Below are 24,996 nucleotides of genomic sequence, written 5' to 3'. Positions count from 1 at the left end.
TATTCAGGCTATCGACCGGTGCCACCAAAGCTCGGAACCGCGTACATTCGGTGTGGTGACCAATCGCTCGTCTCGTTCTCATCCGCCGACGGCGCCGGGGTCCTCCGCGGCTGGCGTCGCCTTGGTCGTCGCAGCGGCGCTCGTTACCCAGACCGGTGCGGCCATTGCGTATCAGATCTTCGATCGCGTGGGTGCACAGGGTGCGGTCTTTCTGCGCCTGCTCATTTCATCGGTGCTGTTGTGGATCGTGTTCCGACCCTCGGTTCGTGCGATCACGACCAAGAAGCTGCCGGTGATCCTCGGGTTCGGGTTGAGTCTCGGAGCCATGAACATGTGTATCTATCAGGCCATTGCCCGCTTGCCGCTTGGTGTTGCGGTGACCATTGAACTGCTCGGGCCCCTGGTGTTGTCGGTCGTGTTGTCCCGTAAATTGAGCGGTCTGTTGTGGGCCGGGCTGGCGCTCGTTGGAGTGCTCCTGCTCAGCGGCGTGGGGCCCAGTACGGACGGCCTGGATCCGGTGGGCGTGGCCTTCGCCTTGGCCGCCGCGTGCATGTGGGCGCTGTATATCCTCATGTCCCGCCAAGCCGGGCGGGAATTTCCCGGTACACAAGGTCTCGCGCTCGCCATGGTGGTGGGTGCGCTCCTGGCCGCGCCGTTCGGAGTGGCCAGCGGCGGCGTCGAACTCCTGGACCCGTGGGTATTGCTGATCGGCGCGCTGATCGCCGTGATGTCCTCGGCGGTACCCTATGCCCTGGAGCTCGCATCGCTGCGGCTCCTTGCTGCGGAAACATTCGCGATTCTGGTGAGTCTGGCACCGGCGATCGCGGCACTCGTGGGGTGGGTCATGCTGGGTCAGGCACTCGATGTTCTGGAAATCGCGGGCATCGGGCTTGTGATTCTGGCCAGTGCCGCTGCCGTGCGATCGGCTCAACGGTCGTAACAGTGGCCGTGCGGGTCCCCGGATGTACTTGAGGAGGACGGGCACCACACGGATAGCCTGATCACATGGGATTTTCGCGTGCAGAACTTGAGACGTTCCGCGATTGCACGGTGCCGGACCTGCTACCCGATCCGCTGAATCTCCTGTTCGTGGGCATCAATCCCAGTTTATGGACGGCGGCTACGGGTGCTCACTTCGCGCGGCCCGGCAACCGCTTCTATCCGGCTCTGTACCGAGCGGGCATCACCGATACTCTCATCGACGCGAGGGACGGTTACTCGGAATCAGACCTCGCACAATTGACGAGCAAGGGCATCGGCAACAGCAACATCTGCCCGCGGGCCACCGCACGGGCAGATGAGCTGTCCCGCGGAGAACTGTTGGCCGGTGCGGATCGGTTGAATCGGCTCGTGGCCGAGCGAAAACCCAAGGTGGTCGCTGTTCTGGGTATTACCGCCTACCGCTCGGCCTTCAAACTCCCGAAGGCGCAACTGGGAAAGCAGGACTCCCCGTGGCCCGGTGTGCAGTTGTGGGTCGCGCCTAACCCCAGCGGTCTCAATGCCCACGCGAGTGTTGACGACTTAGCGGCGGCCTACCGGGAGATCGCGAAGGCCGCTGGAATTGTTGTCAAACACCCTTGACGTCGAATGGTAAAGCTTGCTTGACTGAGTCAAGTGCGCTTTACATAGCCGGAAGGGCCGCACAAGCCCATATCAAGGGAGTCATGATGGCAACAACAACCCGCACCGCTGGCAAGGCACCACTCTCGGCCTACGTGCTGAGCGTTCTTGCGGCCCTTGTGCTCGCCTCCATCGTGGGGGCCATTGCGTCGTTGTTCTACGACGAGAACAGATTGCTCGGATTCGTAATCTTTGCGGCCTGTACCGCGGGAACGTTCTTCGCCCTGGGCTGGGTGTTGTTCGTCTCCAAGTACACGGTGGAGTCGGATGAGCACGCGGAGGACAACATTGAGCGCCGGTGGTATGACAAGGCCACCTCGGGGGCATTCCACAACATCATCACCACGGCCGGTATTGCGCTGTTCGTCCTGGCGATCACCCGGCTTGAAGTCAGCGGGATGGTTGTTCTGACCCTGATCCTGGTGTTGGCGGTGGTCAGTTTCGCGGTTCGTTTCTGGGTGGCCAGAAGGCGGGACTCCTAGTGGAGAACATCATTGCCGAGCAACGCGGGGAGCGGTCCTGGTCGCAGGCCCACTTGGCCGCGTTGTTGGGGGTGTCCCGGCAGACCGTGATCTCCATCGAGCGAGGCCGTTTTGATCCGAGCCTCCCACTGGCGTTCCGAATCGCTGAGGTGTTCGGCTGTCGCATCGAGGACTTGTTCACACCTCAGGCCACACCCGTCTCTGATCCCGAAAAGAGCTGACCGGGGGCCTCTCCGGTGCGACTGGGCGAGCGTACGCTTGACGGTACAGGGCGGCGATGATCGTCCACAAAGAACGCTCGGTCGCACCGCCGGCATGTCTAGTGCTAGAGGGGTGCCGTCATGAGCACACTCATCATCATCCTGCTCGTTCTACTGGTGGTTGTGGTCTTGCTCGCCATCATGTCGATACGAGTCATCAAGCAGTACGAAAAAGGTGTCATCCTCCGCTTCGGACGACTGAACGGAGTGCGAGAGCCGGGGATTCGGCTCATCGTTCCGGCCGTCGACGTGCTCCACAGAGTGTCCACGCGCATCGTGACCATGCCGATCCAGTCTCAGGGGATCATCACCCGGGACAACGTGAGCGTGGATGTTTCGGCGGTGGCGTATTTCCGGGTCGTTGAACCGGTCAAATCCGTGATCGCCATTGAGAACATCGGTGCGGCCATCAATCAGATTGCCCAAACCACGCTGCGCAAGGTGGTTGGCCAGCATTCATTGGATGACATCTTGTCCGAAACCGATCAGATCAATTTGGACATCAAGATCATCCTCGATCGCGCAACCGTCGAGTGGGGAGTCGAAGTAGTGCTGGTCGAACTCAAGGACATCCAACTGCCCGAGAGCATGAAGCGCGCGATGGCCCGGCAGGCAGAGGCGGAACGGGAGAAGAGGTCCAAGATCATCAACGCCGAAGGCGAGGCAAGGGCCGCGGCCGCGTTGGGTGAGGCCTCGGACGTCATGATGGCACACCCGCTGGCCCTGCAACTGCGCAACCTGCAGACCTTGGTGGAACTTGGCGTCGACAAGAACTCAACGGTGGTGTTCCCCGCACCACTCATGAGCACGATCAACGAGTTGACCGAGTTCCTGGAGCGTGAGGGGCACGCGGCGGAGCGGTATCCGACACAGCCTCCGCTACCGGGGCCCAGCCACGACGGAGCCGGGCCGAAGTTGGTGTTGTCCTAGGCAGAGGCCGTCCACCACCAGGGCAAGTACCGGTGAGTCGACTCAGTCGATGACCCGGAACCCGATATCCGGCAGGCTGTTCACCGAATTACCCCGAGCGAATTCCGCCCACTGGGTTCGCAGCAGCCGCCCGCGTTCCTGCATGTCGTTGAGGCTCAGCCCCAGCGCACTGGGCGCGCCCTCCCACGCGCTTGACGGAAAGAGCAACGGCAGTTCGGCAATGTGGGCCGCATTCAACGGATGCTCCTCGTTGCCGTACGACAACACGTAGCCCGTCACTTTGCCCCCGGCTGCCGCGTGCCTCGAGGCGAAGGCCTTCGCTCCGGTTCCGTAGATCCGCTTGGTCAGCGGCTTGACCACCAACTGCTCCAGGGCGGGGTCACGCTTCGGTTTCTCGAGCCGCTTGAGGAGCATCGGGACGGCGGCTGCAAACAGGGCGACCTCGCGGGTCGTGTATCCCACGAGCACGTCCACCTGTGGAGCCACCTCGCGCCAGGCCGCATCCAGAACTTTCTCGGCAGGCAGTGGCGCGTGGCCGTACTGCACGCCGAAGGGCATCTGCCCCTTCAGACCGAAGCGCGACGCCGCTTTCTCGACCGTCGACTGCGCGGCCGTCACGTCTTCCCAATGCGCGTCGGGCGCCAGACCACTCGCGGTGCGGGACATCACCTTGTTCATTTTGCTGCGGCTCTTCATGAGACCGAACGGTGCGCTCTGCACGATCGCACGGCGGAACAGGCCCCGGGTGCCCTCGGCGATCATGAGATGGGCGGCGGCGTCGCCCCCGGCGGATTGACCGAAAATCGTGACATTGGCCGTGTCGCCGCCGAAGGCCGCAATATTGCAATGCACCCAGCGCAGCGCCTCGATCTGATCGAGCAGACCCAGGTTGGCGGGGCTGGTTCGACCGTCACCCAGGTACCCGAACAGGCCCAGGCGGTAGGTCACGTTGACGACCACCACGTTCTGCTCAGCCACCAGCGTGCTCGGGTCGTAGAACGGTGCGTCACCTGCGCCGGACACGTACGATCCCCCGTGGATCCACACCATCACGGGTAGGTTCGCGTCGGGTTCGGTGCCCGCAGGAACGGTGATCGAGAGCCGCATGCAGTCCTCGTCCACGGGAAGCTTGCCGATGCTGCTGCCCACCGCGTCGTCCAGCAGCGGCACGGGTGCCTGAGGGCAGGCCGGGGACCACGACGTCGCCTGGATCGGTTCGGTCGCATCGCCCACCGGGGTGGGGGCCTCCAGCCTGTCCGCGCGCGCATAGCGGATGCCGGTAGCGCGATCCACGGGGCCGTCGTGCCAGCCGGCCACGGTTCCCACGGGGGCGTGCCAGATCGGCTGGTTGTGCATTGCGGCCTCAGTCATCGTCCACCTGTCGTTCGAGCAGTCGGCTCATTCCCACGTTGCGCGGTGAACGGTCCTTGAATCCGTGTCGTTCGTAGAGGCTGCGCCCGGGTGGGTCCGCCATGAGACTGACGAACGCGTCCGGGGGAGCATCCTGGCGAATTCGGTCCAGCAACCACGTGAGGATCGTGTCCCCGAGCCCTTGGCGTTGATGTTCCGGAAGTACGGCCATGTCAATGATGTGGAAGTACCAGCCGCCGTCCCCGATCACACGACCCATGGCCACCGTCTCCCCGGTGGGCGCGTGAATCACGTGCACGGCGGCCCACGCGCCGTCGATACCGGCGAGGGCTTGCTGATGCGTTTTAGGGCTCATGCCCGTGGCCTCACGCAAGTACAGGTACGCAGAAACGCTGGGCGGACCCACTCTCAACAAATAACCGGTCGGCAAACTCACCATGGTCACCATTGTGAACCGCTCACCTGGAGAATTGCACACCCACGACGCCGCCGCGGTGACCTTGGGCACCCAAGGTCACCGCGGCGGCGTCGTGCCTGGTTGGATCAGCGTTCAGGGGTGAGCGTGCGCTGGTACACAGCCTTGCCGTTGGCGTTGATCAGCTTGACGGTGAATTCGCTGCCGTCCTCGGGGATGGCCACGTGACCGAAGTACTGGTGGTCACCGTTGCGCGGAGAAGCCATGGGCGGGCCGGCCTGTTCGAAGTCCACGCGGGGCCCGAAGGTACGATCCAATGTGTTGGGGCCGAAGGCGCCGGCGTTGATGGGTCCGGCCACGAACTCCCAGAACGGCTTGAAGTCCTTGAACGCGGCGCGCTCGGGGGAGTAGTGGTGGGCGGCGCAATAGTGGACGTCGCCGGTCAGGAACACGACGTTCTTGATGTCGTAATCCTTGATGGCCTTCAGGATCCGCGCCAACTGCAGCTCGCGACCCAGCGGCGCACCGTGATCGGCGTTGGAGATGGACTCCTGGTCCTTACCGTCCGGCACAACCAGTCCCAGGGGCAAGTCGTTGCCGATCACTTTCCACGTGGCCCGGGAACGGCGCAGTCCGCGGATGAGCCAGTGGGTCTGTTCTTCGCCCAGGATGTCGGTCTCGTGCCGCTCCTTGCCCGGCGTGTTCTCGCTCTTGAAGGTGCGCATGTCCAGGGCGAACACGTCCAAGTGGTCACCGCGCTCGACCTTGCGGTAGATGCGGGCCGGCTCGAAACCGGTGCCTCGGGACAGCGCCCGTGAATCAGCGATGGGCATGTATTCCTGCCAGGCCTGACGGCCGCGAGCGGCCAGGGTGTCGACGTCGCGCACTTGCGTGTAGCGCTCATCCTCGAGGATCTCGCCCGGCCACCAATTGTTGGTGGTCTCGTGATCGTCCCACTGAGCGATCACGGGAACCTCCGCGTACATGGCCCGCAGATTCTTGTCCATCATGTTGTAACGGTGGCGCCCGCGGAACTCGTTGAGCGTCTCGGCCACCTTGGACACCTCCTCCGTGACCACATTGCGCCACAGGGGTTCGTTCGGAACTTCCAGGGTCTTTTCGATGGGATTATCCGCGTAGACGGTGTCTCCGGAGTGCAAGAAGAAGTCCGGCTTGGTGGCGTGCATGGCCGCGTAGCCCCGCATCCCGCCGATGTCCTCGTTGATGCCGTAGCCCTGGCCCGCGGTGTCTGCGGTCCACACGAAGGACTGTGCTGCGGAAGTCTTCGGCCCGAAACGCTTGCCCGGAGCGGTGGTGAAAGTGCCGATGGCACGCTCGCCCATCCGACCCCGATCGTCCTCGAACGCGTACGTGACCTTGAACCGGGTCCCGGAGGGCAGCTTGCCCGCGAAAATCTTGGCCGTGTGATCTGACGTGGGGTTCGCCCAGCCGGAGGTTAGGCGAAGACCGCGGGCAAAGCGCCCGCGCAACGGAGCGCCGTCGGCGGAAATTGCCTGAAGCGTGGCGTGCAGGCGACCCGGACCCGAGGAACGCGCCCACAGCACTGCCGAATTGGAGGAGACGTCACCGGAGGCAACGCCGCTGGGAAGAGTCAGGCGCTTGCTGATCAGCCCCGGTACGGGGCGCTCGCCGCGATGGGCGATCGCGGTGCCGGGGAGGGCAATGAGTGCCGCGCCGGCAAGGCTGCCGGAGACGAGTTGACGACGATTGATGGGCGCATTGTTGGTAGGCATGGGTTCATAGTGCGGGCCCCGAATGACATCCAACTTGCGGGTATCTGAACAATAATCGCGCTGGTCACACGCATATTTCCATGATCACGCTTTAGGGGACATGTGATGTTGACTTTCCCCGGGAACGGGCGTAATCCGAGAACTACACAACTACGTCGTGAAGCGGCCGAACGAGCTGGGCATTCGTGCGAGTGACCTGCGGGTTTTTATCTGATCTGAGATCGCCGGGCCGGGGCCCCGTCGAGACACTTTTCGCCGCTGAGTAGTTGGGCCTGTGGGTCGTCAACGCAGTGGGCTTTCACCGTTTTTCCGTGGGAGACACCTGAGGCTCTGGCTCGTTCTGCATGATCAAGCATGATCGGAACCTGCAATGAGTTCTACAGCTAAAACCAAAGTACTGAGTGTGGCCGCCACCCTCGCGCTCGCGAGTTCAGCGGTGGTCTTGACGGGGGCACCCGCCCAAGCGGCGTCGCAACCCTATTTCACCTACGCCAATGGATGGCGTGTTCAGCAGCATCCGCGTTTGCTGGCGGATGTCAACGGCGATGGTCGGGATGACATCGTCGGTTTCGGCGACCAAGGTACCTACGTGGCTCTCGGCCGCGTGAACAGGACCTTTGCACCGCCTCAGTTGAGATTGCGTGATTTCGGATATGACCAAGGTTGGCGTGAGGGCGAGCACCCTCGTCAGCTGGCCGATGTCAATGACGACGGCAGGGCGGACGTGGTCGGTTTCGGTATTGCCGGAACCACTGTTGCCTATGGCCGAACGGACGGCGGTTTCACCGCGCCCACTCTTGCACTGCGTGATTACGGAACCAGCCAAGGCTGGCTCAAGAGTGAGCACGTGAGGGAATTGGGCGACGTCAACAATGACGGCCGGGCGGACATCGTCGGCTTCGGATATTCCAAAACCTACGTGTCGTACGCGCGAGTCGGCGGTGGCTTCACCGCTCCCACGGTTGCAGTGAACGACCTGACAGCGGCCCAGGGATGGAAGATCGGCGAACACCTTCGGGAGCTGGCGGACGTCAACGGTGACAATCGTGATGACATCGTGGCATTCGGTGCCAAGGGAGTCACGGTTGCCTACGCGCGCTCGACCGGAGGATTCACGGCACCAACCGTGAGGGTCGGCGACTTCGGAACCAACCAAGGGTGGAGCGAGCAACACACTCCGCGTGTCACGGGTGACCTCAACGGCGACCTGATCGAAGACCTCGTGGGATTCGGAAATGCGGGTACCTACGTGTCCTACGGCCGATTCGGTGGTGGCTTCAGCGCACCCACACTGAAGGTGGCCGACTTCGGCAGTTACGACGGCTGGAAGATCGGACACCATGTTCGCACGTTGGCCGATGCCAACGGTGACGGGACCGCAGACATCGTGGGGTTCGGATATTCGGGTACCTACGTGGCCCTGACCCAGCGTGACGGGTCCGTGAGCGCAGCCAGCTTGTGGCTCCGAGAGTTCGGCAATAACGACGGGTGGACCGTGGACCTGTATCCGCGTGTCTTGGCCGACGTGAACGGTGACAATCGAGCCGACGTGGTGGGGTTCGGTTACCGCATATCGTGGTTGCAACGCCCGTTCACGTAAGCTTGGTTGCATGGTCGAACTGGTAGCGCTGAGGAAGACGAACGAGGTGGCCGCGTACGTCCGCGCCTCCATGGACCGCAAGGGCGACCGCTGGACGGTCGATACGCAGCTGAGGAAGATCAGGGCGCTGGCCGAGGCCAAGGACTGGAACGTCGTCGAGGTCTACGAGGACAACGCGGTGTCGGCGACGAAGAAGCGCCGCGCTGGCACCCGGTGGGCCGAGATGCTGGACGACGCCCGCGCGGGCCGGTTCTCGATGGTGGTCGCCGTGGACATGGACCGGCTCCTGCGCAGCACGAAGGACCTGAACACGCTGATCGACCTCGGTCTGCGCGTCGTCACCGTGGACGGCGAGATCGATCTCTCGACGGCGGACGGCGAGTTCCGGGCGACGATGCTCGCCGCTCTCGCCCGGTTCGAGGCGCGTCGCAAGGCCGAGCGACAGATCAGGTCGAACGAGCGCCGACGTGCCGAGGGCATCCCCACGTCCGCCTGGAAGGCGTTCGGATGGTCGAGGGAGGGTGAGCTGATCGAGGAAGAGGCCGACGCGGTTCGGCGGGCCTTCGACGCGTTCCTCGGCGAGCCGTCGCTGTCGATCCGGCGCATCCGCGAGGACCTGAACAGCGCTGGTCACCTCACCGCCCGCGGCTCGGAATTCTCCGTCGATGCCGTGCGCTACCTGCTCGCGAACCCGCTTTACTGTGGCTACATCAAGCACTACGCATCCGGCGAGCTGTACCCGGTGCAGGGCGAGGCGTTCCCGCCCATCGTCAGCGAGCAGACGTGGCGGACCGCGGTGGCGAAGCTGGAGGACAACGTGCGGAGGTCGGCCAGTCAGGGCAACCAGCCGAAATACCTCCTGTCGACGATCGGGCTGTGCGGGAAGTGCGGTGCGACGCTCGTCTCGGGGACGAACAGCCGCAAGCAGCCGACGTATCGCTGCGGCGAGCAGTTCCACCTCACCCGCCAACGCGAGCCCGTCGATGCGATGGTCACCGAGGCAGTGCTCACCCGCCTGTCGTCGGTGGACGTGCACGACCTCGTGATGCCGCAGGAGGACGACGGGCCGGACCGCGAGGAGCTGCTGACCGAGCGGAACGCCCTGGTCGAGCGCGTAAAGGAGCTGAGCCCGCTGCTGCGCGACATCCATCAGCCGGTCCTGGAGATCACCGCGGCGATCAACGACGTGAAGGTCCGCATCGACGAGATCGACGCGGAGCTGCTCGACCGCTCGGTATCCGTGGCGGCGAAGCTGCTGGCAGACGTGGAGGAGGCGGTCGGCACCGCGGAGCGTCGCGAGGTTGTCGAGTCGAAGTGGAAGGCGTTGGACATAGACCGCCGCCGGATGCTCGTGGACGAGCTGGTGACTGTGACCATCGAGCCCATCGCGCCCGGTCACGTGAAGTTCGACCCCGACCTCATTCGCATAGAGCCGCGTCGCGACTGACTCATGAGTCAACTCGTCATTGCAATGGTGAGTCGACTCGTGGGAGAGTGGTTGCAGACAAGAAGATCCCACCGGGGCCGCGACTTAGAAGCGCGGGGTTCTGCTCCCGGATGAGTAGCCGGTCAAACAGCCCAACTACCGTGGCGGGGAACCGGAAGATACTCATATCTGAGGACTTCCGATGTCTGTCGTTATCGACGTTCCCCGCGCATCCGCGCTTGACTGCCCTGCTCTCGATCAGGACTCGTCTCCCGTTCCGCATGCTGATGGGCTCGATCCCGTCATCGCCGCCGCCCGCGCCGCCGGTCGCCGAGCCGGTGAGCGCCTGGCACTCACTCCGCTGACGCCGCGACAGCGCGCCGCCGTCGCCGCCGTGATGGGCGGTGGTCGCTGATGAGCGCGAACTCCGCCGCCTTCGATCACCTGACCAGCTTCCGCTGGCGACAGGGCGACCCGTCCCTCGCCGATGGCGAGGCCCAGCTCTACGACCTCGGCGTGCTCCGCTCCGTGCTGGAGGAGGCCGTCGAGATCGCCGTCGCCGACGCCCGCGCCGACGGGGTGACCTGGGCCAGGATCGGCGACGCCCTCGGCGTCACGCATCAGGCTGTCATCAAGCGCTACGGCCGGGGCGGTGGTCGCTGATGCACGCCGACGCACGCAACCTCAGCACCGCACCCGCCGACCTGACCCCGCCCGGAGGGCCTGGCCTGGCACCCGCCGAAGGCGGGCTGCCCATCGCCGTGATGACGGTCCGCAGCCGTGCTTCGCACTCCAAGAGTTTCGGGGGCCTCATTCGTTCCTACGGGCGCGGCAAGGGCTTGTCGATTGCCGCGCCATGCAACAACATGCCTGGTCAGCTGCCGGTTTCGCCTTCGCTCCACCGCGTGACCCCGCAGGATCATTTGGGGGTCAATAGGGGGTCATTTAAGGCGCCGCACGCTCCTTCCGACGTCCTGGGCGGTGGTCGCCGTGGCTAAGCAGGAGAACAACCCGACGAGCATCGGGCTCACGCAGTACCTCGATCCGTCGTACTGGACCTGGGCCGCCGAGGACGCGAACGGGGCCGCGCTGCTCCAGCAGGGAGCCGGGGCGATCCTCGCCTACGTGGTGCAGCGGCTCGAGGCGATCGGCTGTGAGGTCGTCGAGGCCTACGGCATCGTGCACGACAAGGACGAGCGCGAGGTCTGGAGCGACACCGAGAAGACCCTCGTGGTCGAGCCGAAGCCGGATCACCTGCACGCGGTGATCAAGTTCGCCAGCCGCGCGAAGAGCGCGCCTCTGGATCGGCTCGCGTTTGGCATCGGCGTCGAACCGCAGTACGTCGAGAAGCCCGGTCGCGGGCGGTACGCCTTCGACAACATGCTCTCGTACCTGACGCACGTGAAGTACGCGGACAAGCACCAGTACGCGCCTTCGGAGGTCGCCACGGTGCGCGGGCCGGACTACCTCGGCATCGACGCCCAGCGCCGGGAGACGTGGCTCAAGGGTCGCGCCCACGTGAAGAAGAAGGTCGTCGCCGAGAACTTCGAGGACATGCGGGAGCGGGTGCTGCAGGGCGAGATCACGCGCGATCAGATCATGCTTACCGATGAACTGTTCGACATCTACTCGCGGCATCAGCGGGAGATCGACGATGCCCTGTCCGCCTACGGTCAACGCCGTGCGTACCGGGCGGCGGCGAAGCTCCGCGCCGGTGAGTTCTCGACGCACGTGGTATTCGTGCACGGGGATGCCGGTATCGGCAAGACCCGGTTCGCCACGGACTTCATCACCGAGGCGATCAACGCGGCGAACGCCCACGGCGAGCGGTGGCAGGTCTACCGGGCCGCCACGGGGAACCCCCTCGATGACTGGCGCGGGGAGGAAGTGCTGCTGCTCGACGATCTGCGCGCCTCGGCGATGGACGCGAACGACTGGCTGCTGCTGCTCGATCCGTACAACGCCTCCCCGGCGAAGGCCCGCTATAAGAACAAGGGCGAGGTGGCCCCGCGTCTCATCGTCATCACGGCGACGATCGAGCCCGTCGAGTTCTTCTACTACGCCCGTCAGAAGGGCAACGTGGACGAGGCGCTGGACCAGTTCATCCGTCGCCTCGCATCGGTGGTGAAGGTCTTCCGCGCCGATGACATCAATCGCTATCTCGTGCAGCACATCGGAAAGATCGAGCCTTATTACCGGGGTATCACGCAGAAGCTTCCTGCCGGGCCTCGCTTCGGCTATCGCGGCGCGACGTCGACCGAGTGGCACGAGCTGAGCTACGGGCCGCAGTCGAGGAGTGAACACGACTCGGATGGTGCGGTCGTCGAGCTGCTGAGTGGGCTCGCGATGCGCAGTCCGGACGTGCCTCTGGCGCTGATCGGAGGTGCGGCATGAGCACCGAACTGGACGCGCTCTTCCAGGGGGTCGAGGGGGCCGGAGGCCCCTCGCAAGCAGGGATGGAGGACACGAGCGTCAGCGATGTGTCCGACAGGCCTACTGCTTGCCATCCTGCCGTACCCCCGGAGCAGCAGACCGACTCGCAGGTGAACACCGGTCGGGCTGATGTGGAGGGGGTACGGCAGGATCACGGCGGTGCGAAGCGTCGTCGTGGCAGCGGCGGGAGGCTCGACACTCGTTTCGACGACGCCACGCTCGCGGCGCTTCGCACTCGTGCGAAGCGGCTCGGGCTGGCTCCGAGCACGTGGGTGCGGACCGTCGTCCGGGATGCCCTCCACGCCTCTCGGAGCGAGGAGCTCGACGCCGCCATGGCTGCGCAGCTGCTCGGGATCGAGTCGCGGGTGCAGGCGTCCGCGGATGCTCGCGAACTGGCCGCTCAGGTGCGCCCGCTGGCGATCAACGTGAACGACCTGGACCGCCGAGCGAGAGCCGGTGACCCGGTGGCGCTGTCAGCGGAGGTGCCCGAGCTGATCGAGCTGCTGCGCGAGGTCCGCGCGCTGCTCGGTGATCGGACGGCCTCATGAGCACGACGCACTACAGCCCGAGCACGAGCGCCGGAGCCACGGAGCGCTACGTCCGAGGCGTGGAGGACGAACGCGGGGTCGCGATCACGTGCGATGTGCCGGGAGGCTCCGGCGCGTTCTCGGCCCGCGCTCGTGCGCTCACGCAGAACACGAAGCGCGACGTCGAGGCGCTGCACTATCGCCAGTCGTTCAGCGACGAGGAGTTCGACCCGAACAGCCCTGAGGACGTGCAGCGGGTGAACGATCTGGGCTACCTGCTGGCGAAGAGGATGCACCCGGACTCGGACTGCCTCGTGGTCAGCCACGTGGATGGGCGCGGGTGCAAGCCGCACAATCACATCTTGGTCGTCAATCACAACAACCGCACCGGAAAGGCGCTCTCGGACTACCGCACGTTCCACGACCGCAAAGCCGGAAACCAGCGGGGCGTCCAGTCGGCCAACGACGAACTGATGCGCGATCACGGTCTCTCGGTCGTGAAGCGGCTGGAGCACGTGCCGAAGGATTGGGAGCTGCGCCGCGAGGACTTCGCCGAAGGCGGCCTCGACCGCGAGATGGGCGACCGGATGAGCGTCGCCCTGGCGGATCCCCGCGCGGTGGACAAGGCCGGTCTCGAAGCGGTGATCGCGGAGCAGAACCAGCAGCTCGACGACGCCGGGGAACGTGTGCCGAGGATGCGGCTGCACAGCCCCGTCAGCAAGAAGGGCAAGCGCGCCGGGCAAGAGACCTGGACGCTCTACATCGAGGACCGCCGCGGCGAGTCCGGGCGTGCCGAGCGCCGCAAACGCACGAGCGCACTCTCGGCGGACTTCACCCCGGAGGGCGCGCAGGCGTTCTTCGACTACCACCAGCAGCAGAAGGAGCAGGAACATGAGCGCAGCGCTCGACAGGCTGAAGCAGCAGAACGGGCCCGTGCAGTCGCCGCAGCCGCTCGGCAGTCCGGAGACGATGGAGCTGTTGACCTCGATCCTCGCCGCCGTCGAGGCGCAGAATACGAGGATTGCCACGCTGACCGAGCAGCAGAAGAAGCTCGCGGGGTTCGTGAAGGTCATGGACGAGGAGACGACGAGGCGGCTGGAGCGGATCACGACCCCGGCGTCGACCTCCTCGCCCTCCAGCGACGTGTCCGCGAGGATCGCGAGTATCGAGAGCAGGCAGAACGAGATCGCGAGCACGCTCGGCGAGTTCGCGCAGAGTCTCAACGGCGAGAGCTTGAACGCCGCGTCGCGAACCTTGGTCGCGGAGGCGCAGAAGAATCGCGCGGCTACGGCCTCGGCGATTGAGGGTCTGAAGGTGCAGGCCACAACGAACCAGAAGCTTGTGAGCCAGGTCGGCGGCGCGGTGCAGCGGATCGAGAAGCGTACTGAGGAGCGGGTCGAGAAGGCCGTCGAGCAGGTCGCCGGGGAGGCCTCGGCCACGATGACCGCGAACCTCGACGCCTCGAACGAGCGCGCCGAGCGGATGATGGCGGCGACGGCGAAGCTCGAAGCGCGTCAGCTCTGGTCGGCCGCCGCTGCGATGTGCCTCGCCCTGCTGCCGGTGGTCGTGGTCGTCGCCGGGCTCTGGATGGGCATCGCCGGTCTCATCACGGGCGCTCAGTGGGCGCTCGACGTGGACGGGCGCATCTGGCTCGGCATCGGGCGCTGGCTCGTGGTCTCCGTGGGTCTCGCCGGGGCCGGCTACGGGCTCTTCGCGTCCGTCCGCTCGGCCGCCGGTCTCGTGGAGACGTGGAAGGGTCGCGGGGTGCCGAAGTGGCCGAGGTGGCGATGATGGCTGGATCCGCTCGAGCTACCGGTTCCGATCAGCGGTCGAAGGATTTTCGCAGCAGCCGGTCCTGCGGCCTCGGTGCCGCCGCCCTAACCTGACGAGCATCCCCGCCGTGACGGCCATCACGACGGCGATCCCGGCACCGATGATCCAGGGGTTACCGAGGAGCCCACCGACGCCCGCGAGTGCTCCGCCCGCCGCGATGAGCGGCAGGCCGCAACAGAGCAGCAACGGAAGCGCGCAGCATGCCAGCAAGAGCAGTCCGGTCCCTGCAGCGACGACGGGACCGGCGCGCCGTTCGTCGCGGTCCTGATCGGCGCTCGTCGTCTGCACCTCTTCAGGATGAGATCTCCCCGATTGCCTGCGCTGCCGGTCATGCGCAGCACGACAGCAGCGACGGGTCGGTGGTGAAGGCCTTCGCGGCGATCCGGATGCCCTCGGCCATCGTCAGGTAGGGAGCCCAGGCGTCGGCGATCTCGGCGACGGTCTTGCCGAGCACGTGGACACCGGCGGCGGCGAGCTCTCCGGCGTCCTTGGCGACGGCGGTCAGGCCGAGGATCTCGTTCGTGTCGGCGTTCACGACGATCTTGATGAACCCGCGGGTGTCGCGGTTGACCAGCGCGCGGGGCACGTGGTGCAGCGGCAGGACGCGGCAATCGCAGCGGATCCCCGCAGCAAGCACTTCCTTCTCGGTCATCCCGACCGCTCCGATCGCGGGCCCGGTGAACGTCACCCGCGGCAGGCGGGAATAGTCGACGGCACGATCGGCGTCGGCGAACGCGTTCTCGGCGACGAGGGTGCCGTGGTGGGCGGCGACGTAGACGAACTCGGGGTGCCCGGTCACGTCGCCCGCGGCCCAGATCCGCGGGTTCGAGGACCGCAGCCGGTCGGAGACGACCACCTCGCCGGAGTCCCCGGTCTTCACCCCGACCGCATCGAGGTTCAGGCCATCGGTGACGGGACGGCGTCCGAGGGCGACGAGCACCTGCTCGGCGCGGAACTCCTGCGAGTCGCCGGACACGTCGGCGGTCACGACGGCCTCGCCTCCCGTGCCGCGGGAGACCCGGGTGGGCACCACGCGGCGGACGACGCGGATGCCTTCGTCGGCGAACGCCTCCTGAAGCGCCTTGGACACCTCCGGCTCCTCCTTCGAGGCGAGCCGGGACCGCACCAGCAGCGTGACCTGCGAGCCGAGGCGAGCGAACAGCTGCGCCTGCTCCAGGGCGACGTAGCCGCCGCCGAGCACCAGCAACGACTCAGGAACCTCAGCGAGTTCCATTGCCGTGGTCGAGGTCAGGTACCCGGTCTCCTCCAGGCCGTCGATCGGCGGAGCCCACGGGCGAGAACCAGTCGCGACCAGGAAGTGGTCGGCCTCGATGGTCTCGACCGTCCCGTCGCCGGCGATGATCTCCAGTACCGGGGCGTCTGGGCCGCCGGCGAACGATGCATCGCCGCGGCGGACCTGCCAGCCGTAGGAGTCGGCGACGTCGGCGTACTTCTCGCCGCGCAGCGACTCGACCAGCGCCTGCTTCCCGGCGATCAGCGCAGGCATGTCCACTGTCTCAGCCGTCGCCGCGATCCCCGGGAACCGGCCTGAAGCGTCGGCGGCGACGTGACGGGTGTCGGCAGCGGCGATGAGGGCCTTCGACGGCACGCAGCCGGTGTTCACGCAGGTGCCGCCGAGCGTCCCGCGCTCGATCATCACCACCGACTTGCCGAGCGTGGTCGCACGGATGGCGGCGGCGAATGCTCCGCCTCCGGATCCGATGATGGCGAGGTCGTACTTGGTAGGCATCGCTGCTCCTGTCAGTCCTTGGCTTTCTGCTCTGTCTCAGCCATACTGGACCTTCCAGTGCAGGGGAAGGTCAAGCCTGCTCCTGCCGAACGATCGGAGGCCGCGATGCGCATCGGAGAACTCGCCGAACGCGCGGGCACCACGGCGAAGACGCTCCGCTTCTACGAGGGGCAGGGGCTGCTTCCGCCGGCCGAGCGCACGCAGTCCGGCTATCGCGACTACGCACCCGAGACGGTCGCCCGGATCGACTTCGTCCACCGCGGCCAGGCCGCGGGCCTCACCCTCGCCCAGATCCGCCAGATCCTCGACATCCGCGACGGCGGCCATGCGCCCTGCGAGCACGTGCGCGACCTGCTTGACGTGCGCCTCGCTGAGATCGAGCAGCAGATCGCGCAGCTCTCCGTGCTGCGCGACACTATCGCGGACCTCAGACAGGACGCCGCGCACCCGGACCCTGAAACGTGCAGCACCGATCAAGTGTGTAGGTACTTGTAGACGACGGTAGCCAATGACTCCAACGCTACAACCCCGATATGCGCTACGAAAATCCGCTGTACTTCGCGGAAGAGGCCGCTCAGCTGGACCTCATTGCGGACGGCCGCGTTGCACTGGGCGTGAGCCGGGGATCCCCCGAACCGGCGCTGCGCGGGTGGGAGTCGTTCGGCTACACCGGCTCGGAGGACCCCCGCGGCGCGGACACTGCCCGTGAGCACTTCGAGAAGTTCATGCGCGCCATCAAGGGTGAACCCATGACCTACGCGGATCCCGCTCAGTACGGCGCCGGAGCCAAGCTGGCCATAGAACCGCAGTCGCCCGGTCTGGCCGAGCGCATCTGGTGGGGTGCAGGATCGGCCAAGACCGCCGAGTGGGCGGGGGAGCAGGGCGTGAACCTCATGAGTTCCACGCTGCTCACCGAGGCCAACGAGGGTTCCTTCGCGGAGCAGCAGGCCGAACAGTTGCGCCGCTATCGCGAAGCCTTCCGCGCTGCTGATCACACTCGCACGCCGCGCACCTCCGTCAGCCGCAGCGTGTTCCCGATCGTGGGTCCCGAGGACGAGATCTTCTCTTACATGGGTGCCCGGGAATCGCGTGACCAGGTGGGAGTGATCGACGGGTTTACCTCCGTCTTTGGGCGCACCTATGCGGGTTCGCCGGACACCTTGGTGGAGCAGCTGAAGCAGGATCAGGCCGTGATGGAGTCCGACACCCTGACGCTCACGATTCCCAGCCAGCTGGGCCCCGAGCTGAACCTGCGGATCCTGGAGAACTTCGCTAAGTACGTCGCCCCCGAGCTCGGTTGGCAGCCGAATACTGAAGGCCCCGTGACGGGGTACGAGATTTCCTAAGCCGAGCTGGCGGCGTCGTCCCGTGGTCGGCATCGACGACGTCGCCAAGCTCACCTCCCCGGGGCCGCCCACCGCGCGTGGGCGGCCCCGGATTCACTTAAACTGGTGGGTATGTCCCTGCCGAAAATTGTGCTGTTCTATGTCTTCACCCCGCTGGCCGATCCTGATGCCATCAAGCTGTGGCAACAGAACCTCGCCGAACGCAGCAACGTGAAGGGGCGCATCATCGTCTCCGAGCAGGGGATCAACGCGACCGTGGGCGGGGACATCCATGACGTCAAGCGCTACGTGAAGGGCCTCAAGGAGTACGCACCGTTCAAGGACGCGGACATCAAATGGTCTGACGGGGTGGGGGACGACTTTCCACGGTTGAGCGTCAAGGTGCGGCCGGAATTGGTGACCTTCCACGCTCCCGATCCGATCACCGTGACTGAGGATGGCGTGCAGGGTGGCGGCACCCATCTGAAGCCGCACCAGTTGCACGAACTCATGGACCAGCACGGTGACGAGGTCGTGTTTTTCGACGGCCGCAACGCCTTGGAAGCCCAGATCGGCAAGTTCAGGGACGCGCTGGTCCCGGAGACGGATACCACCCGTGATTTCATCGACGAGATCGAATCGGGCAAGTACGACTCTTTCAAGGACAAGCCCGTGGTCACCTACTGCACCGGCGGGATCCGCTGCGAAGTGCTCAGCGTGCTCATGAAGAACCGCGGTTTCCAGGACGTCTACCAATTGGACGGCGGGATTGTGCGTTACGGCGAGGCCTACGGGAACAAGGGCCTGTGGGACGGTTCGCTCTACGTGTTCGACAAGCGGATGCACATGGAATTCGAGCCCGGCGCGCAGTCCCTGGGCACGTGCGCCGAATGCGGTGAGCCCACGCCCCGCTATGTCAACTGCGCCGAACAGACGTGCCGTCAGTTGTTCCTGTGCTGCGAGTCCTGCACCGAATCGGGGGCGCGCGATCACTGCCCGGACTGCGTGCCGGTCGCGGCCTAACACGTATCGGTTCTCACGAGGATCCGTGCGTTCGGGAGCTTTGCCCCCGGGCGCCTCCAGCCTTCGGAGACTCCCCGCACGGAGCCTCGTACCCTGGAGGGCATGGCTCAGCCCACGACCCTCATGACCTTCGGCCACGGCACCGCGGACCGCGACGAGTTGGCCCGCTTGCTGCAGGGCGCGCACATCGAACGAATCGTGGACGTGCGCCGGTTCCCGGGCAGTCGCCGCAACGACGCCGCCGCGCGCGGGCAGATTGAAGAGCTCGCCCACGAGCTGGGTATCGAATATGTGTGGGATGAACGCCTGGGCGGTCGCCGCTCGCTCTCCAAAGCCGAGGACCAGCAATCACCGGACCAATGGTGGCGCGTCAAGGCCTTCCGCGCCTATGCCGCGTGAACCCGCAGCGAGGAATTCCGAGCCGGGATGGCCGACCTTCTGGGAGGGCTGGACGATAAACGTACGGCCGTGATGTGTTCGGAGTCCGTGTGGTGGCGTTGTCACAGGCGCATCATCTCGGATGTGGCCACCGCGAAGCACAGCGTGCGCGTGGTACATCTGATGCACAACGGAAAATTCACGGTGCACGAACCCAGCGAGGGATTGCGCCTGGACGAGCACGGAAACCCGGTGTGGGATGGAGCCAAAGCATGAGTCAGGACCAAGCGACCGTGGACGAGCCGAAGGTGACGGACGCCTCGATTACCCTGCTTCGCACTGGCGAGGTGAAGTCTCACAACTGGGGGTCATCGCGCGCGCTCAGGACGGCCGCAGTCAAGACGCCGCACGCTGGCCCGGTTCACTTGACCGCCACGGGTTTCGTGGGGGATGAGCAGGGGAACCTAAAACATCACGGTGGAACCGAGAAGGCCGTGTGTTGCTACCCGGCCGAGCATTACGACGCGTGGCGGGCTGAAGGGCTCGAGCTGCCCGATGGCGCGTTCTTCGAGAACCTCACCATCCGCGGCGCCACCGAGGACAAGGTGTTCCTGGGCGACGTGTACCGGGTGGGCAGTGCGGTCGTTCAAGTCACCCAACCGCGCCAACCCTGCGGCACGATCTCCAAGAAATGGTCCAACCCGGACCTACCCAAGCTCATGATGAGCACCAACCGCTGCGGTTACTACCTGCGCGTGCTCGAAGTAGGCGATGTCCAGGTCGGGGACCGCTTTGAGTTCGTGTCCCGGCTGCCGGACGCGGTGTCCTCGGCGTTCGTAAGCCGCATCATGAACGTGGAGCGCGGAGACCTGGCGGCCATGCGCGAGCTGCTCGAGGCCCCCGAATTTCCGGATCGCTGGCGCAAGCAGCTGCGACGTCGTTTGGGCGAAAGCGTCTGAGTAACCGCGAGCCTCGCGCTTGGTGCTGACCGGACCTCAGACCGGTACTACTTGGCCATCCACTCAGCAGCCCGGTCCTGTTCGGATCAGATCAGCTCCAGCGGTCCGGTCTTGTTCAGATCGGATCAGATCAGCTCCAGCGGTCCCGGCTGATCCGGAGCGGGGAAAGCCACATCGATGGCGCGGAGGTCCTCCGTGCTCAGTTGCAGCTCGAGCGCACGGGCATTGTCCTCCACATGCTCCACCGTGGACGCCTTGGGAATCGCGATTGTGTTGCCGTCCCGGATGGCCCACGCCAGAAGCAGCTGCGCGACGGTCGAATCGTGCTTCTCGGCAATGTCTTGAAGCGAAGAATCGCCGAGCAGCTCACCCTGTCCCACCGGGGAGTACGCCATGGCTACGATCTCCCGCTGCTTCATGGCGGGGAACAGGTCGAGTTCCGGACCCCGGCTCGAGGGATTGTAGAGCACCTGGTTGACCAGCGGGTTCTCCGGGTAGCTCTCCAACTCCGCCAGATCAACGTTGGACACGCCCCAGTCGCCGATCAACCCGCGGTCCACGAGCCGTTCGAAGGCCATGAGCGTTTCCTCCACCGGATATGAGCCCGGCCAGTGCAGCAAATACAGGTCGATGTGGTCGAGTCCCAGGTGTCGTAGGCTGCGCTCGCAGGCCTCCTCGGTTCCCTTGGCCGATGCATTGGACGGCAGCACCTTGTCCACCAGGTACACGTCATCGCGGATCGGCGCGATTGCCTCACCCACGAGTTTTTCGGAGCGCCCGCTGCCGTACATCTCCGCCGTGTCGATCAGCGTGAGGCCCAGCTCCACACCCCGGCGTAGCGTGCTGATTTCGGCCTCGCGGGTAGCGGTAGAGTCGCCAATGTTCCACGCTCCCTGTCCGATCGCGGTCAGTTGAGTGCCGTCGGACAGTTCTACGATGCGATTCACGATTTCTCCTGAGCCAGGGGACGGGGTGGACACCACGCTAGGGTCTCGGGTGAACCTCCGCAATCACTGTTCGGTTCAACACGCGAAGAGGACTCAGTCATGGCAACCCCCGAATCGGACACACCGCTCCTGCCGCACCCCCTCACGGGCCAGTCGTTCCCGTCGCCCGTTCCTCCGGGCGCGGGCTGGCCCGAGGACCCCGCCTCGCCGGACACACCCGTCGGGCACGACGCCGCTGCGGTGCGGGCGCTCGCGGACGGCACGAGCGGCGTCGGCGAACTCAACGCTCTGTGCAGCGTGTGCCGGGCGTGCGAGCGGTTGGTCGAGTGGCGGGAGAGCGTGGCCGAGCACAAGCGTGCTTCGTTCGCGGGTGAGCCGTACTGGGGCCGACCGGTGCCGTCCTATGGGGACCCGAACGCAAGGCTGGTCATCGTGGGCCTGGCGCCCGCGGCCAACGGTGGAAACCGGACCGGGCGCATGTTCACGGGCGACCGTGCGGGCGATTGGCTCTATGCGGCGCTGTATCGGGCCGGTTTTGCGGCTCACGAAACGGTGACCACCGCGGGAGATGGACAACGTCTGCGTGGCGTTCGCATGATCGCACCCGTCCGCTGCGCTCCACCGGCCAATAAACCGCTACCCGCGGAGAAAGCGGCGTGCAGCGGATGGTTCGACCGCGAATTTACCCTCTTGCCCGATGTTGAGGGGATCATGGCGCTGGGTGGCATTGCATGGCAGACCACGTTGGCCGCTGCCGTGCGGATGGGCTGGGAGGTGCCCAAACCGCGACCCAAGTTCGGCCACGGGGCCGTCGCTGAGCTGCTGCGACCGGACGGTCAGCCCGTTCGGCTCGTCGGTTGCTATCACGTGAGCCAGCAGAACACGTTCACCGGGCGGCTGACCGAGCCCATGCTCGATCAAGCCCTCGCACTCGCGGCGGGGGAGACGTACGGATCAGGGTTGTCCGACAACGCTGCGGAGTCCGATGAGCCGGACCATCCGTAACGCTGGTGGTGGTCGGCCAGGGTCGACCGGGGTGCCCGGTGCTGACGGTAAACTCCGAGGAATGAGTGTGTGCCCCTGCGGCGGAATTCCCGCCGGTGCGTCCTATGAACAGTGCTGCGAACCGGCACTGAGCAATCAGCGCTGGCCCGAGACGGCCGAGGCTTTGATGCGCTCGCGGTACACGGCCTTCGCGCTGGGCAACCAGGACCACCTGTTCCGGACCTGGCACCCGTCGACCCGCCCGTCGGAGGTCTCCGCGGATCCGAGCACGGAGTGGTTGGGCCTGACCATCCACGAGACGGAGGCGGGGCAAGCGAAGGATGAGAGCGGCGTCGTCGAATTCACGGCGCGCTATATCGCGGCGGGACGAGGGGACAGCCAGCACGAGGTGTCCCTGTTCCGCAAGCGTGCCGGCCGGTGGATGTACGTGGCGGCCATGACCGACGAAGAGCCGTGACCTCGAGGGTCCCGACTGCCGGACCGGGGATCAGCGCATTTTGTACAGCTTGATGCCCAGGGCGTGATCCACACCGGCGGACTGACCGGCTTCCGAGGTCATGCCCGTGATCATCTCCTGGGGATCCGGGTGGCTGCCCAGCGCCGAGGGGTAATGCTTGTGGCAGCGCAGTGATTCCACCGCGGCGTTGATATTGGCCTCGGAAAGCTCGATCGCGTAATCGGGCTCCACGCCGCTGACGATCAGACGGGTGACGCCCCAGGGTTCCAGGTTTTCTTCGTCCATGAGCTCACGGAAGACCCACGGATCGTCCGCGTCACGGATGGCGTCCAGCGTAGCTAGCCCGGCCACCCTGTGGTCCGCCTGATTGAGGCCCCACGCGGCCATCACGTCCCAATTGATGGTGACCACGGTATCCGGCTTGATCTTCCGGATCTCCCGGGCAATGCGTTTGCGGATGTCCAATCCGGATTCGAGCATGCCGTCCGGTAGATCCAGGATCGTGAGGTTTTCGACACCCACGGCTGCACAGGCGTCCCGCTGTTCCTGAGCTCTCAAAGGGCCGACATCGCTCGGATCCTGGTCTCGGATACCCGCCTCACCCGCGGTCAGCAACAGATAGGAGACGCTCGCTCCGCGCTCCACCCAGCGGGCCGCTGCGGCGGAACCGCCGTACTCCATGTCATCCGGGTGCGCGACCACGCACAGCACGTTCTGGACCTGGGAATCGTCGAAAATCGGAAGATCAGCCATGCTCTCAGCCTAGGCACGTGGACGCTCCGCGGCCAGGGATTCAGCCCCTGACGTTTACTATTCTGCGGCGTAGGGTGAAGTCATGGACGTTCAGATTGTCAAAGGTGACATCACCAAGGTTCAAGCAGACGCCATCGTCAACGCCGCCAACTCATCGCTACTCGGTGGCGGAGGAGTGGACGGTGCCATCCACCGAGCGGCCGGCAAGCAGCTGTTGGAAGAGTGCAAACGGTTGCGCGAAACCACTCTCAAGGACGGCCTCCCGTCGGGCCAGGCCGTGGCCACGGAGGGCTATAACCTTCCTGCGAAGTGGGTCATCCACACCGTAGGACCCGTCTTCGCCAAGAAAACCGACCGGAGCGACACCCTGGCCTCGTGCTACCGGGAGTCATTGCGCGTGGCGGACGAGATTGGTGCGAAGTCCGTGGCGTTCCCCGCCATCTCGGCCGGGATCTACGGGTGGCCGATGGACAACGCCACGGAGATCGCCGTGCGAACGGTGCAAGAAGCGGACACGTCGGTGGAAACCGTCATCTTCGTGCCCTTCTCCAACGACGCCGAAGAAATGTTCCACGAAGCGCTCGGCCGCTGAGCAGACGGACCGGGGCCAAGCGTGAGGGGAGGATTGTGCAGAAAATCGCCACGATTTCTGCACAATCCTCCCCTCAGACTGCGTGCCTGCGGTTTCCTCACATCAGGCCGCTCACGTAGGGCCGGAAGCTTAGATCAGTCCCAGTTCCTTGACCGCAGTACGTTCCGACTCGAGCTCGGCCACGGACGCGTCGATGCGCGAGCGAGAGAACGCCGAAACATCCAGGTCTTCCACGATCGACCAGTCACCGTTGGACGTGGTCACCGGGAATGAGCTGACGAGCCCCTCCGGAACGCCATAGGAACCATCCGACACGACCGCCATCGACGTCCAATCACCCTCGGGGGTGCCGCGGAACAGATCGCGGGCGTGGTCCACCGTGGCCCCGGCGGCAGAGGCTGCGGATGAGGTGCCGCGCGCCGCCAGGATTTCCGCACCGCGCTTGGCAACCCGTGGAATGTACTCTTCCTCGACCCACGAGTGATCCACCAGATCCAGTGCGGGCTTGCCGGCCACCGTGGTGTGGCTCAGGTCCGGGTACTGCGTGGCGGAGTGGTTGCCCCAAATGGTCATGCGCTTGATGTCGGTCACGGGCGCCCCGGTCTGCTTGGACAACAGGGACTTAGCTCGGTTGTGGTCCAGCCGGGTGAGCGCACTGAAGCGGTCGGCGGGGATGTCCGGGGCGTTCTGCTGAGCAATCAAGGCGTTGGTGTTGGCGGGGTTTCCCGTGATCACCACCCGGATGTCGTCTGCGGCCACTTTGTTCAACGCAGCCCCCTGAGCGGTGAAGATGGCACCGTTGGCCTCCAGCAGGTCGCCGCGCTCCATTCCCTTGGTGCGCGGACGGGCACCCACGAGCAACGCGAGGTTGGCGCCGTCGAAGACCTTCTCGGGATCGTCACCGGTCTGCACATCGGCCAGCAAGGGGAACGCGCAGTCCATGAGCTCCATGACCACGCCGTCCAGGGCACCCAGTGCCTGGGGAATCTCCAGCAACTGCAATCGAACGGGCTGATCCGGTCCGAACAGGTCACCTTGAGAGATTCGGAACAACAAGCTGTAGCAGATCTGACCTGCGGCTCCGGTGACGGCAACGTTGACGGGTGCTGGACTCATGGATCCTCCTGAGGCGCGGGGTGACGCCGGTTTCGCGGGT

27 protein-coding genes and 2 pseudogenes are annotated in these 24,996 nt (G+C 65.3%); 22 read left to right on the top strand and 7 right to left on the bottom strand.

Annotated features, from left to right (window positions below):
* Window positions 1–121: 121 nt before the first annotated feature.
* The 5 genes from EWV37_RS04365 to EWV37_RS04345 all read left to right on the top strand — a co-directional run bounded on the left by EWV37_RS04365 (window position 122) and on the right by EWV37_RS04345 (window position 3,292).
* Window positions 122–940, top strand: a complete 819-nt coding sequence (locus tag EWV37_RS04365) for an EamA family transporter (RefSeq protein ID WP_129700132.1) — start codon at window positions 122–124, stop codon at window positions 938–940.
* Window positions 941–1,005: 65 nt separating this feature from the next.
* Window positions 1,006–1,581: a mismatch-specific DNA-glycosylase gene (locus EWV37_RS04360; RefSeq protein WP_129700033.1), complete on the top strand. Its 576-nt coding sequence runs from the start codon at window positions 1,006–1,008 to the stop codon at window positions 1,579–1,581.
* An 83-nt stretch (window positions 1,582–1,664) separates the two neighbouring features.
* Window positions 1,665–2,102, top strand: coding sequence for a hypothetical protein (locus EWV37_RS04355; protein ID WP_129700031.1), 438 nt, complete (start codon window positions 1,665–1,667; stop codon window positions 2,100–2,102).
* Window positions 2,102–2,323: a helix-turn-helix transcriptional regulator gene (locus EWV37_RS04350; protein WP_016997356.1), complete on the top strand. Its 222-nt coding sequence runs from the start codon at window positions 2,102–2,104 to the stop codon at window positions 2,321–2,323. The genes EWV37_RS04355 and EWV37_RS04350 overlap by 1 nt, the downstream gene beginning before the upstream one ends.
* 120 nt (window positions 2,324–2,443) lie before the next feature.
* Window positions 2,444–3,292, top strand: coding sequence for a slipin family protein (locus EWV37_RS04345; RefSeq protein WP_129700029.1), 849 nt, complete (start codon window positions 2,444–2,446; stop codon window positions 3,290–3,292).
* Window positions 3,293–3,334: 42 nt separating this feature from the next.
* Here EWV37_RS04345 and EWV37_RS04340 read toward each other — a convergent pair whose 3' ends face one another.
* From EWV37_RS04340 to EWV37_RS04330, 3 genes are all read right to left on the bottom strand, one after another.
* Window positions 3,335–4,663 (bottom strand): carboxylesterase family protein, encoded by a 1,329-nt coding sequence (locus EWV37_RS04340; RefSeq protein WP_129700027.1) that lies wholly within the window; start codon window positions 4,661–4,663, stop codon window positions 3,335–3,337.
* A complete protein-coding gene (locus EWV37_RS04335) occupies window positions 4,656–5,102 on the bottom strand; it encodes a GNAT family N-acetyltransferase (RefSeq protein ID WP_095797582.1) in 447 nt (148 codons plus the stop codon). The genes EWV37_RS04340 and EWV37_RS04335 overlap by 8 nt, the downstream gene beginning before the upstream one ends.
* A 104-nt stretch (window positions 5,103–5,206) precedes the next feature.
* Complete coding sequence (locus EWV37_RS04330) at window positions 5,207–6,832, bottom strand: alkaline phosphatase D family protein (protein WP_165189230.1); 1,626 nt, start codon at window positions 6,830–6,832, stop codon at window positions 5,207–5,209.
* Window positions 6,833–7,202: 370 nt separating this feature from the next.
* On the opposite strand from EWV37_RS04330, the gene EWV37_RS04325 reads away from it, so the two are divergent.
* The 9 genes and pseudogenes from EWV37_RS04325 to EWV37_RS15780 all read left to right on the top strand — a co-directional run bounded on the left by EWV37_RS04325 (window position 7,203) and on the right by EWV37_RS15780 (window position 14,609).
* Window positions 7,203–8,432, top strand: a complete 1,230-nt coding sequence (locus EWV37_RS04325) for an FG-GAP repeat domain-containing protein (protein ID WP_129700025.1) — start codon at window positions 7,203–7,205, stop codon at window positions 8,430–8,432.
* Between the two features lie 10 nt (window positions 8,433–8,442).
* Window positions 8,443–9,879, top strand: coding sequence for a recombinase family protein (locus EWV37_RS04320; protein WP_129700023.1), 1,437 nt, complete (start codon window positions 8,443–8,445; stop codon window positions 9,877–9,879).
* Window positions 9,880–10,060: 181 nt separating this feature from the next.
* Window positions 10,061–10,273 (top strand): hypothetical protein, encoded by a 213-nt coding sequence (locus EWV37_RS04315; RefSeq protein ID WP_006215449.1) that lies wholly within the window; start codon window positions 10,061–10,063, stop codon window positions 10,271–10,273.
* Window positions 10,273–10,521, top strand: coding sequence for a hypothetical protein (locus EWV37_RS04310; RefSeq protein ID WP_006215448.1), 249 nt, complete (start codon window positions 10,273–10,275; stop codon window positions 10,519–10,521). Before EWV37_RS04315 ends, EWV37_RS04310 begins: the two co-directional genes overlap by 1 nt.
* Window positions 10,521–10,856, top strand: coding sequence for a hypothetical protein (locus EWV37_RS04305; RefSeq protein WP_129700021.1), 336 nt, complete (start codon window positions 10,521–10,523; stop codon window positions 10,854–10,856). The genes EWV37_RS04310 and EWV37_RS04305 overlap by 1 nt, the downstream gene beginning before the upstream one ends.
* Window positions 10,840–12,252, top strand: a complete 1,413-nt coding sequence (locus EWV37_RS04300) for a Rep family protein (RefSeq protein ID WP_129700019.1) — start codon at window positions 10,840–10,842, stop codon at window positions 12,250–12,252. The genes EWV37_RS04305 and EWV37_RS04300 overlap by 17 nt, the downstream gene beginning before the upstream one ends.
* Complete coding sequence (locus EWV37_RS04295; protein ID WP_129700017.1) at window positions 12,249–12,839, top strand: hypothetical protein; 591 nt, start codon at window positions 12,249–12,251, stop codon at window positions 12,837–12,839. Before EWV37_RS04300 ends, EWV37_RS04295 begins: the two co-directional genes overlap by 4 nt.
* A pseudogene (locus EWV37_RS15785) lies at window positions 12,836–13,297 on the top strand (relaxase/mobilization nuclease domain-containing protein); the annotation flags it as partial. The gene EWV37_RS04295 and the pseudogene EWV37_RS15785, both read left to right, overlap by 4 nt.
* Before the next feature lie 412 nt (window positions 13,298–13,709).
* Entirely contained in the window at window positions 13,710–14,609 is a 900-nt protein-coding gene (locus EWV37_RS15780; protein WP_040004151.1) for a hypothetical protein, read from the top strand.
* Window positions 14,610–14,979: 370 nt separating this feature from the next.
* Here EWV37_RS15780 and merA read toward each other — a convergent pair whose 3' ends face one another.
* A complete protein-coding gene (gene merA / locus EWV37_RS04275; RefSeq protein WP_006215442.1) occupies window positions 14,980–16,401 on the bottom strand; it encodes a mercury(II) reductase in 1,422 nt (473 codons plus the stop codon).
* Window positions 16,402–16,506: 105 nt separating this feature from the next.
* Between merA and EWV37_RS04270 the strand changes: the two genes are divergently transcribed.
* The 5 genes and pseudogenes from EWV37_RS04270 (at window position 16,507) to EWV37_RS04250 (ending at window position 20,086) form a co-directional block, all read left to right on the top strand.
* The gene (locus EWV37_RS04270) at window positions 16,507–16,896 is read left to right on the top strand and encodes a heavy metal-responsive transcriptional regulator (protein WP_006215441.1); all 390 of its coding nucleotides are present in this window, start codon (window positions 16,507–16,509) and stop codon (window positions 16,894–16,896) included.
* Window positions 16,897–16,934: 38 nt separating this feature from the next.
* Window positions 16,935–17,747: an LLM class flavin-dependent oxidoreductase gene (locus EWV37_RS04265; protein WP_129700013.1), complete on the top strand. Its 813-nt coding sequence runs from the start codon at window positions 16,935–16,937 to the stop codon at window positions 17,745–17,747.
* A gap of 111 nt (window positions 17,748–17,858) precedes the next feature.
* Complete coding sequence (gene trhO / locus EWV37_RS04260) at window positions 17,859–18,749, top strand: oxygen-dependent tRNA uridine(34) hydroxylase TrhO (protein ID WP_095797490.1); 891 nt, start codon at window positions 17,859–17,861, stop codon at window positions 18,747–18,749.
* Between the two features lie 102 nt (window positions 18,750–18,851).
* Window positions 18,852–19,403: pseudogene (locus EWV37_RS04255) on the top strand (DUF488 domain-containing protein).
* On the top strand, window positions 19,400–20,086 hold the full coding sequence (locus EWV37_RS04250) for an MOSC domain-containing protein (RefSeq protein ID WP_129700011.1): 687 nt from the start codon (window positions 19,400–19,402) through the stop codon (window positions 20,084–20,086). The pseudogene EWV37_RS04255 and the gene EWV37_RS04250 overlap by 4 nt, the downstream one beginning before the upstream one ends.
* A gap of 125 nt (window positions 20,087–20,211) precedes the next feature.
* Here EWV37_RS04250 and EWV37_RS04245 read toward each other — a convergent pair whose 3' ends face one another.
* Window positions 20,212–21,033 (bottom strand): aldo/keto reductase, encoded by an 822-nt coding sequence (locus EWV37_RS04245; RefSeq protein WP_095797487.1) that lies wholly within the window; start codon window positions 21,031–21,033, stop codon window positions 20,212–20,214.
* 99 nt (window positions 21,034–21,132) lie between these two features.
* Between EWV37_RS04245 and EWV37_RS04240 the strand changes: the two genes are divergently transcribed.
* Together EWV37_RS04240 and EWV37_RS04235 are read left to right on the top strand one after the other, a co-directional pair.
* Window positions 21,133–22,038, top strand: a complete 906-nt coding sequence (locus EWV37_RS04240; protein ID WP_095797486.1) for a uracil-DNA glycosylase — start codon at window positions 21,133–21,135, stop codon at window positions 22,036–22,038.
* Window positions 22,039–22,099: 61 nt separating this feature from the next.
* A complete protein-coding gene (locus tag EWV37_RS04235) occupies window positions 22,100–22,495 on the top strand; it encodes a YchJ family protein (RefSeq protein ID WP_095797485.1) in 396 nt (131 codons plus the stop codon).
* A 30-nt stretch (window positions 22,496–22,525) separates the two neighbouring features.
* Here EWV37_RS04235 and EWV37_RS04230 read toward each other — a convergent pair whose 3' ends face one another.
* Window positions 22,526–23,248 carry a PIG-L deacetylase family protein gene (locus EWV37_RS04230; RefSeq protein ID WP_129700009.1) on the bottom strand — a complete coding sequence of 241 codons (723 nt, stop codon included), beginning with the start codon at window positions 23,246–23,248 and terminating at the stop codon, window positions 22,526–22,528.
* Window positions 23,249–23,330: 82 nt separating this feature from the next.
* On the opposite strand from EWV37_RS04230, the gene EWV37_RS04225 reads away from it, so the two are divergent.
* A complete protein-coding gene (locus tag EWV37_RS04225; RefSeq protein ID WP_129700007.1) occupies window positions 23,331–23,840 on the top strand; it encodes an O-acetyl-ADP-ribose deacetylase in 510 nt (169 codons plus the stop codon).
* A 129-nt stretch (window positions 23,841–23,969) separates the two neighbouring features.
* Here EWV37_RS04225 and EWV37_RS04220 read toward each other — a convergent pair whose 3' ends face one another.
* A complete protein-coding gene (locus EWV37_RS04220; protein ID WP_129700005.1) occupies window positions 23,970–24,956 on the bottom strand; it encodes a malate dehydrogenase in 987 nt (328 codons plus the stop codon).
* Window positions 24,957–24,996: the final 40 nt, after the last annotated feature.

Origin of the sequence: Kocuria carniphila (assembly GCF_004136555.1) — a bacterium.
Taxonomy (GTDB): Bacteria; Actinomycetota; Actinomycetes; order Actinomycetales; family Micrococcaceae; genus Kocuria; species Kocuria carniphila.
The sequence above is the reverse complement of the archived record's forward strand: the minus strand, read 5'-3'. Positions and strand labels throughout refer to the sequence as shown.

Coding starts and splice junctions, on each gene's coding strand:
- EWV37_RS04360 (WP_129700033.1), top strand. CDS start 1,006: ATGGGATTTTCGCGTGCAGAACTTGAGACGTTCCGCGATTGCACGGTG.
- EWV37_RS04355 (WP_129700031.1), top strand. CDS start 1,665: ATGATGGCAACAACAACCCGCACCGCTGGCAAGGCACCACTCTCGGCC.
- EWV37_RS04345 (WP_129700029.1), top strand. CDS start 2,444: ATGAGCACACTCATCATCATCCTGCTCGTTCTACTGGTGGTTGTGGTC.
- EWV37_RS04340 (WP_129700027.1), bottom strand. CDS start 4,663: ATGACTGAGGCCGCAATGCACAACCAGCCGATCTGGCACGCCCCCGTG.
- EWV37_RS04335 (WP_095797582.1), bottom strand. CDS start 5,102: ATGGTGAGTTTGCCGACCGGTTATTTGTTGAGAGTGGGTCCGCCCAGC.
- EWV37_RS04330 (WP_165189230.1), bottom strand. CDS start 6,832: ATGCCTACCAACAATGCGCCCATCAATCGTCGTCAACTCGTCTCCGGC.
- EWV37_RS04325 (WP_129700025.1), top strand. CDS start 7,203: ATGAGTTCTACAGCTAAAACCAAAGTACTGAGTGTGGCCGCCACCCTC.
- EWV37_RS04320 (WP_129700023.1), top strand. CDS start 8,443: ATGGTCGAACTGGTAGCGCTGAGGAAGACGAACGAGGTGGCCGCGTAC.
- EWV37_RS04315 (WP_006215449.1), top strand. CDS start 10,061: ATGTCTGTCGTTATCGACGTTCCCCGCGCATCCGCGCTTGACTGCCCT.
- EWV37_RS04310 (WP_006215448.1), top strand. CDS start 10,273: ATGAGCGCGAACTCCGCCGCCTTCGATCACCTGACCAGCTTCCGCTGG.
- EWV37_RS04305 (WP_129700021.1), top strand. CDS start 10,521: ATGCACGCCGACGCACGCAACCTCAGCACCGCACCCGCCGACCTGACC.
- EWV37_RS04295 (WP_129700017.1), top strand. CDS start 12,249: ATGAGCACCGAACTGGACGCGCTCTTCCAGGGGGTCGAGGGGGCCGGA.
- EWV37_RS15780 (WP_040004151.1), top strand. CDS start 13,710: ATGAGCGCAGCGCTCGACAGGCTGAAGCAGCAGAACGGGCCCGTGCAG.
- merA (WP_006215442.1), bottom strand. CDS start 16,401: ATGCCTACCAAGTACGACCTCGCCATCATCGGATCCGGAGGCGGAGCA.
- EWV37_RS04270 (WP_006215441.1), top strand. CDS start 16,507: ATGCGCATCGGAGAACTCGCCGAACGCGCGGGCACCACGGCGAAGACG.
- EWV37_RS04265 (WP_129700013.1), top strand. CDS start 16,935: ATGCGCTACGAAAATCCGCTGTACTTCGCGGAAGAGGCCGCTCAGCTG.
- trhO (WP_095797490.1), top strand. CDS start 17,859: ATGTCCCTGCCGAAAATTGTGCTGTTCTATGTCTTCACCCCGCTGGCC.
- EWV37_RS04250 (WP_129700011.1), top strand. CDS start 19,400: ATGAGTCAGGACCAAGCGACCGTGGACGAGCCGAAGGTGACGGACGCC.
- EWV37_RS04240 (WP_095797486.1), top strand. CDS start 21,133: ATGGCAACCCCCGAATCGGACACACCGCTCCTGCCGCACCCCCTCACG.
- EWV37_RS04235 (WP_095797485.1), top strand. CDS start 22,100: ATGAGTGTGTGCCCCTGCGGCGGAATTCCCGCCGGTGCGTCCTATGAA.
- EWV37_RS04230 (WP_129700009.1), bottom strand. CDS start 23,248: ATGGCTGATCTTCCGATTTTCGACGATTCCCAGGTCCAGAACGTGCTG.
- EWV37_RS04225 (WP_129700007.1), top strand. CDS start 23,331: ATGGACGTTCAGATTGTCAAAGGTGACATCACCAAGGTTCAAGCAGAC.
- EWV37_RS04220 (WP_129700005.1), bottom strand. CDS start 24,956: ATGAGTCCAGCACCCGTCAACGTTGCCGTCACCGGAGCCGCAGGTCAG.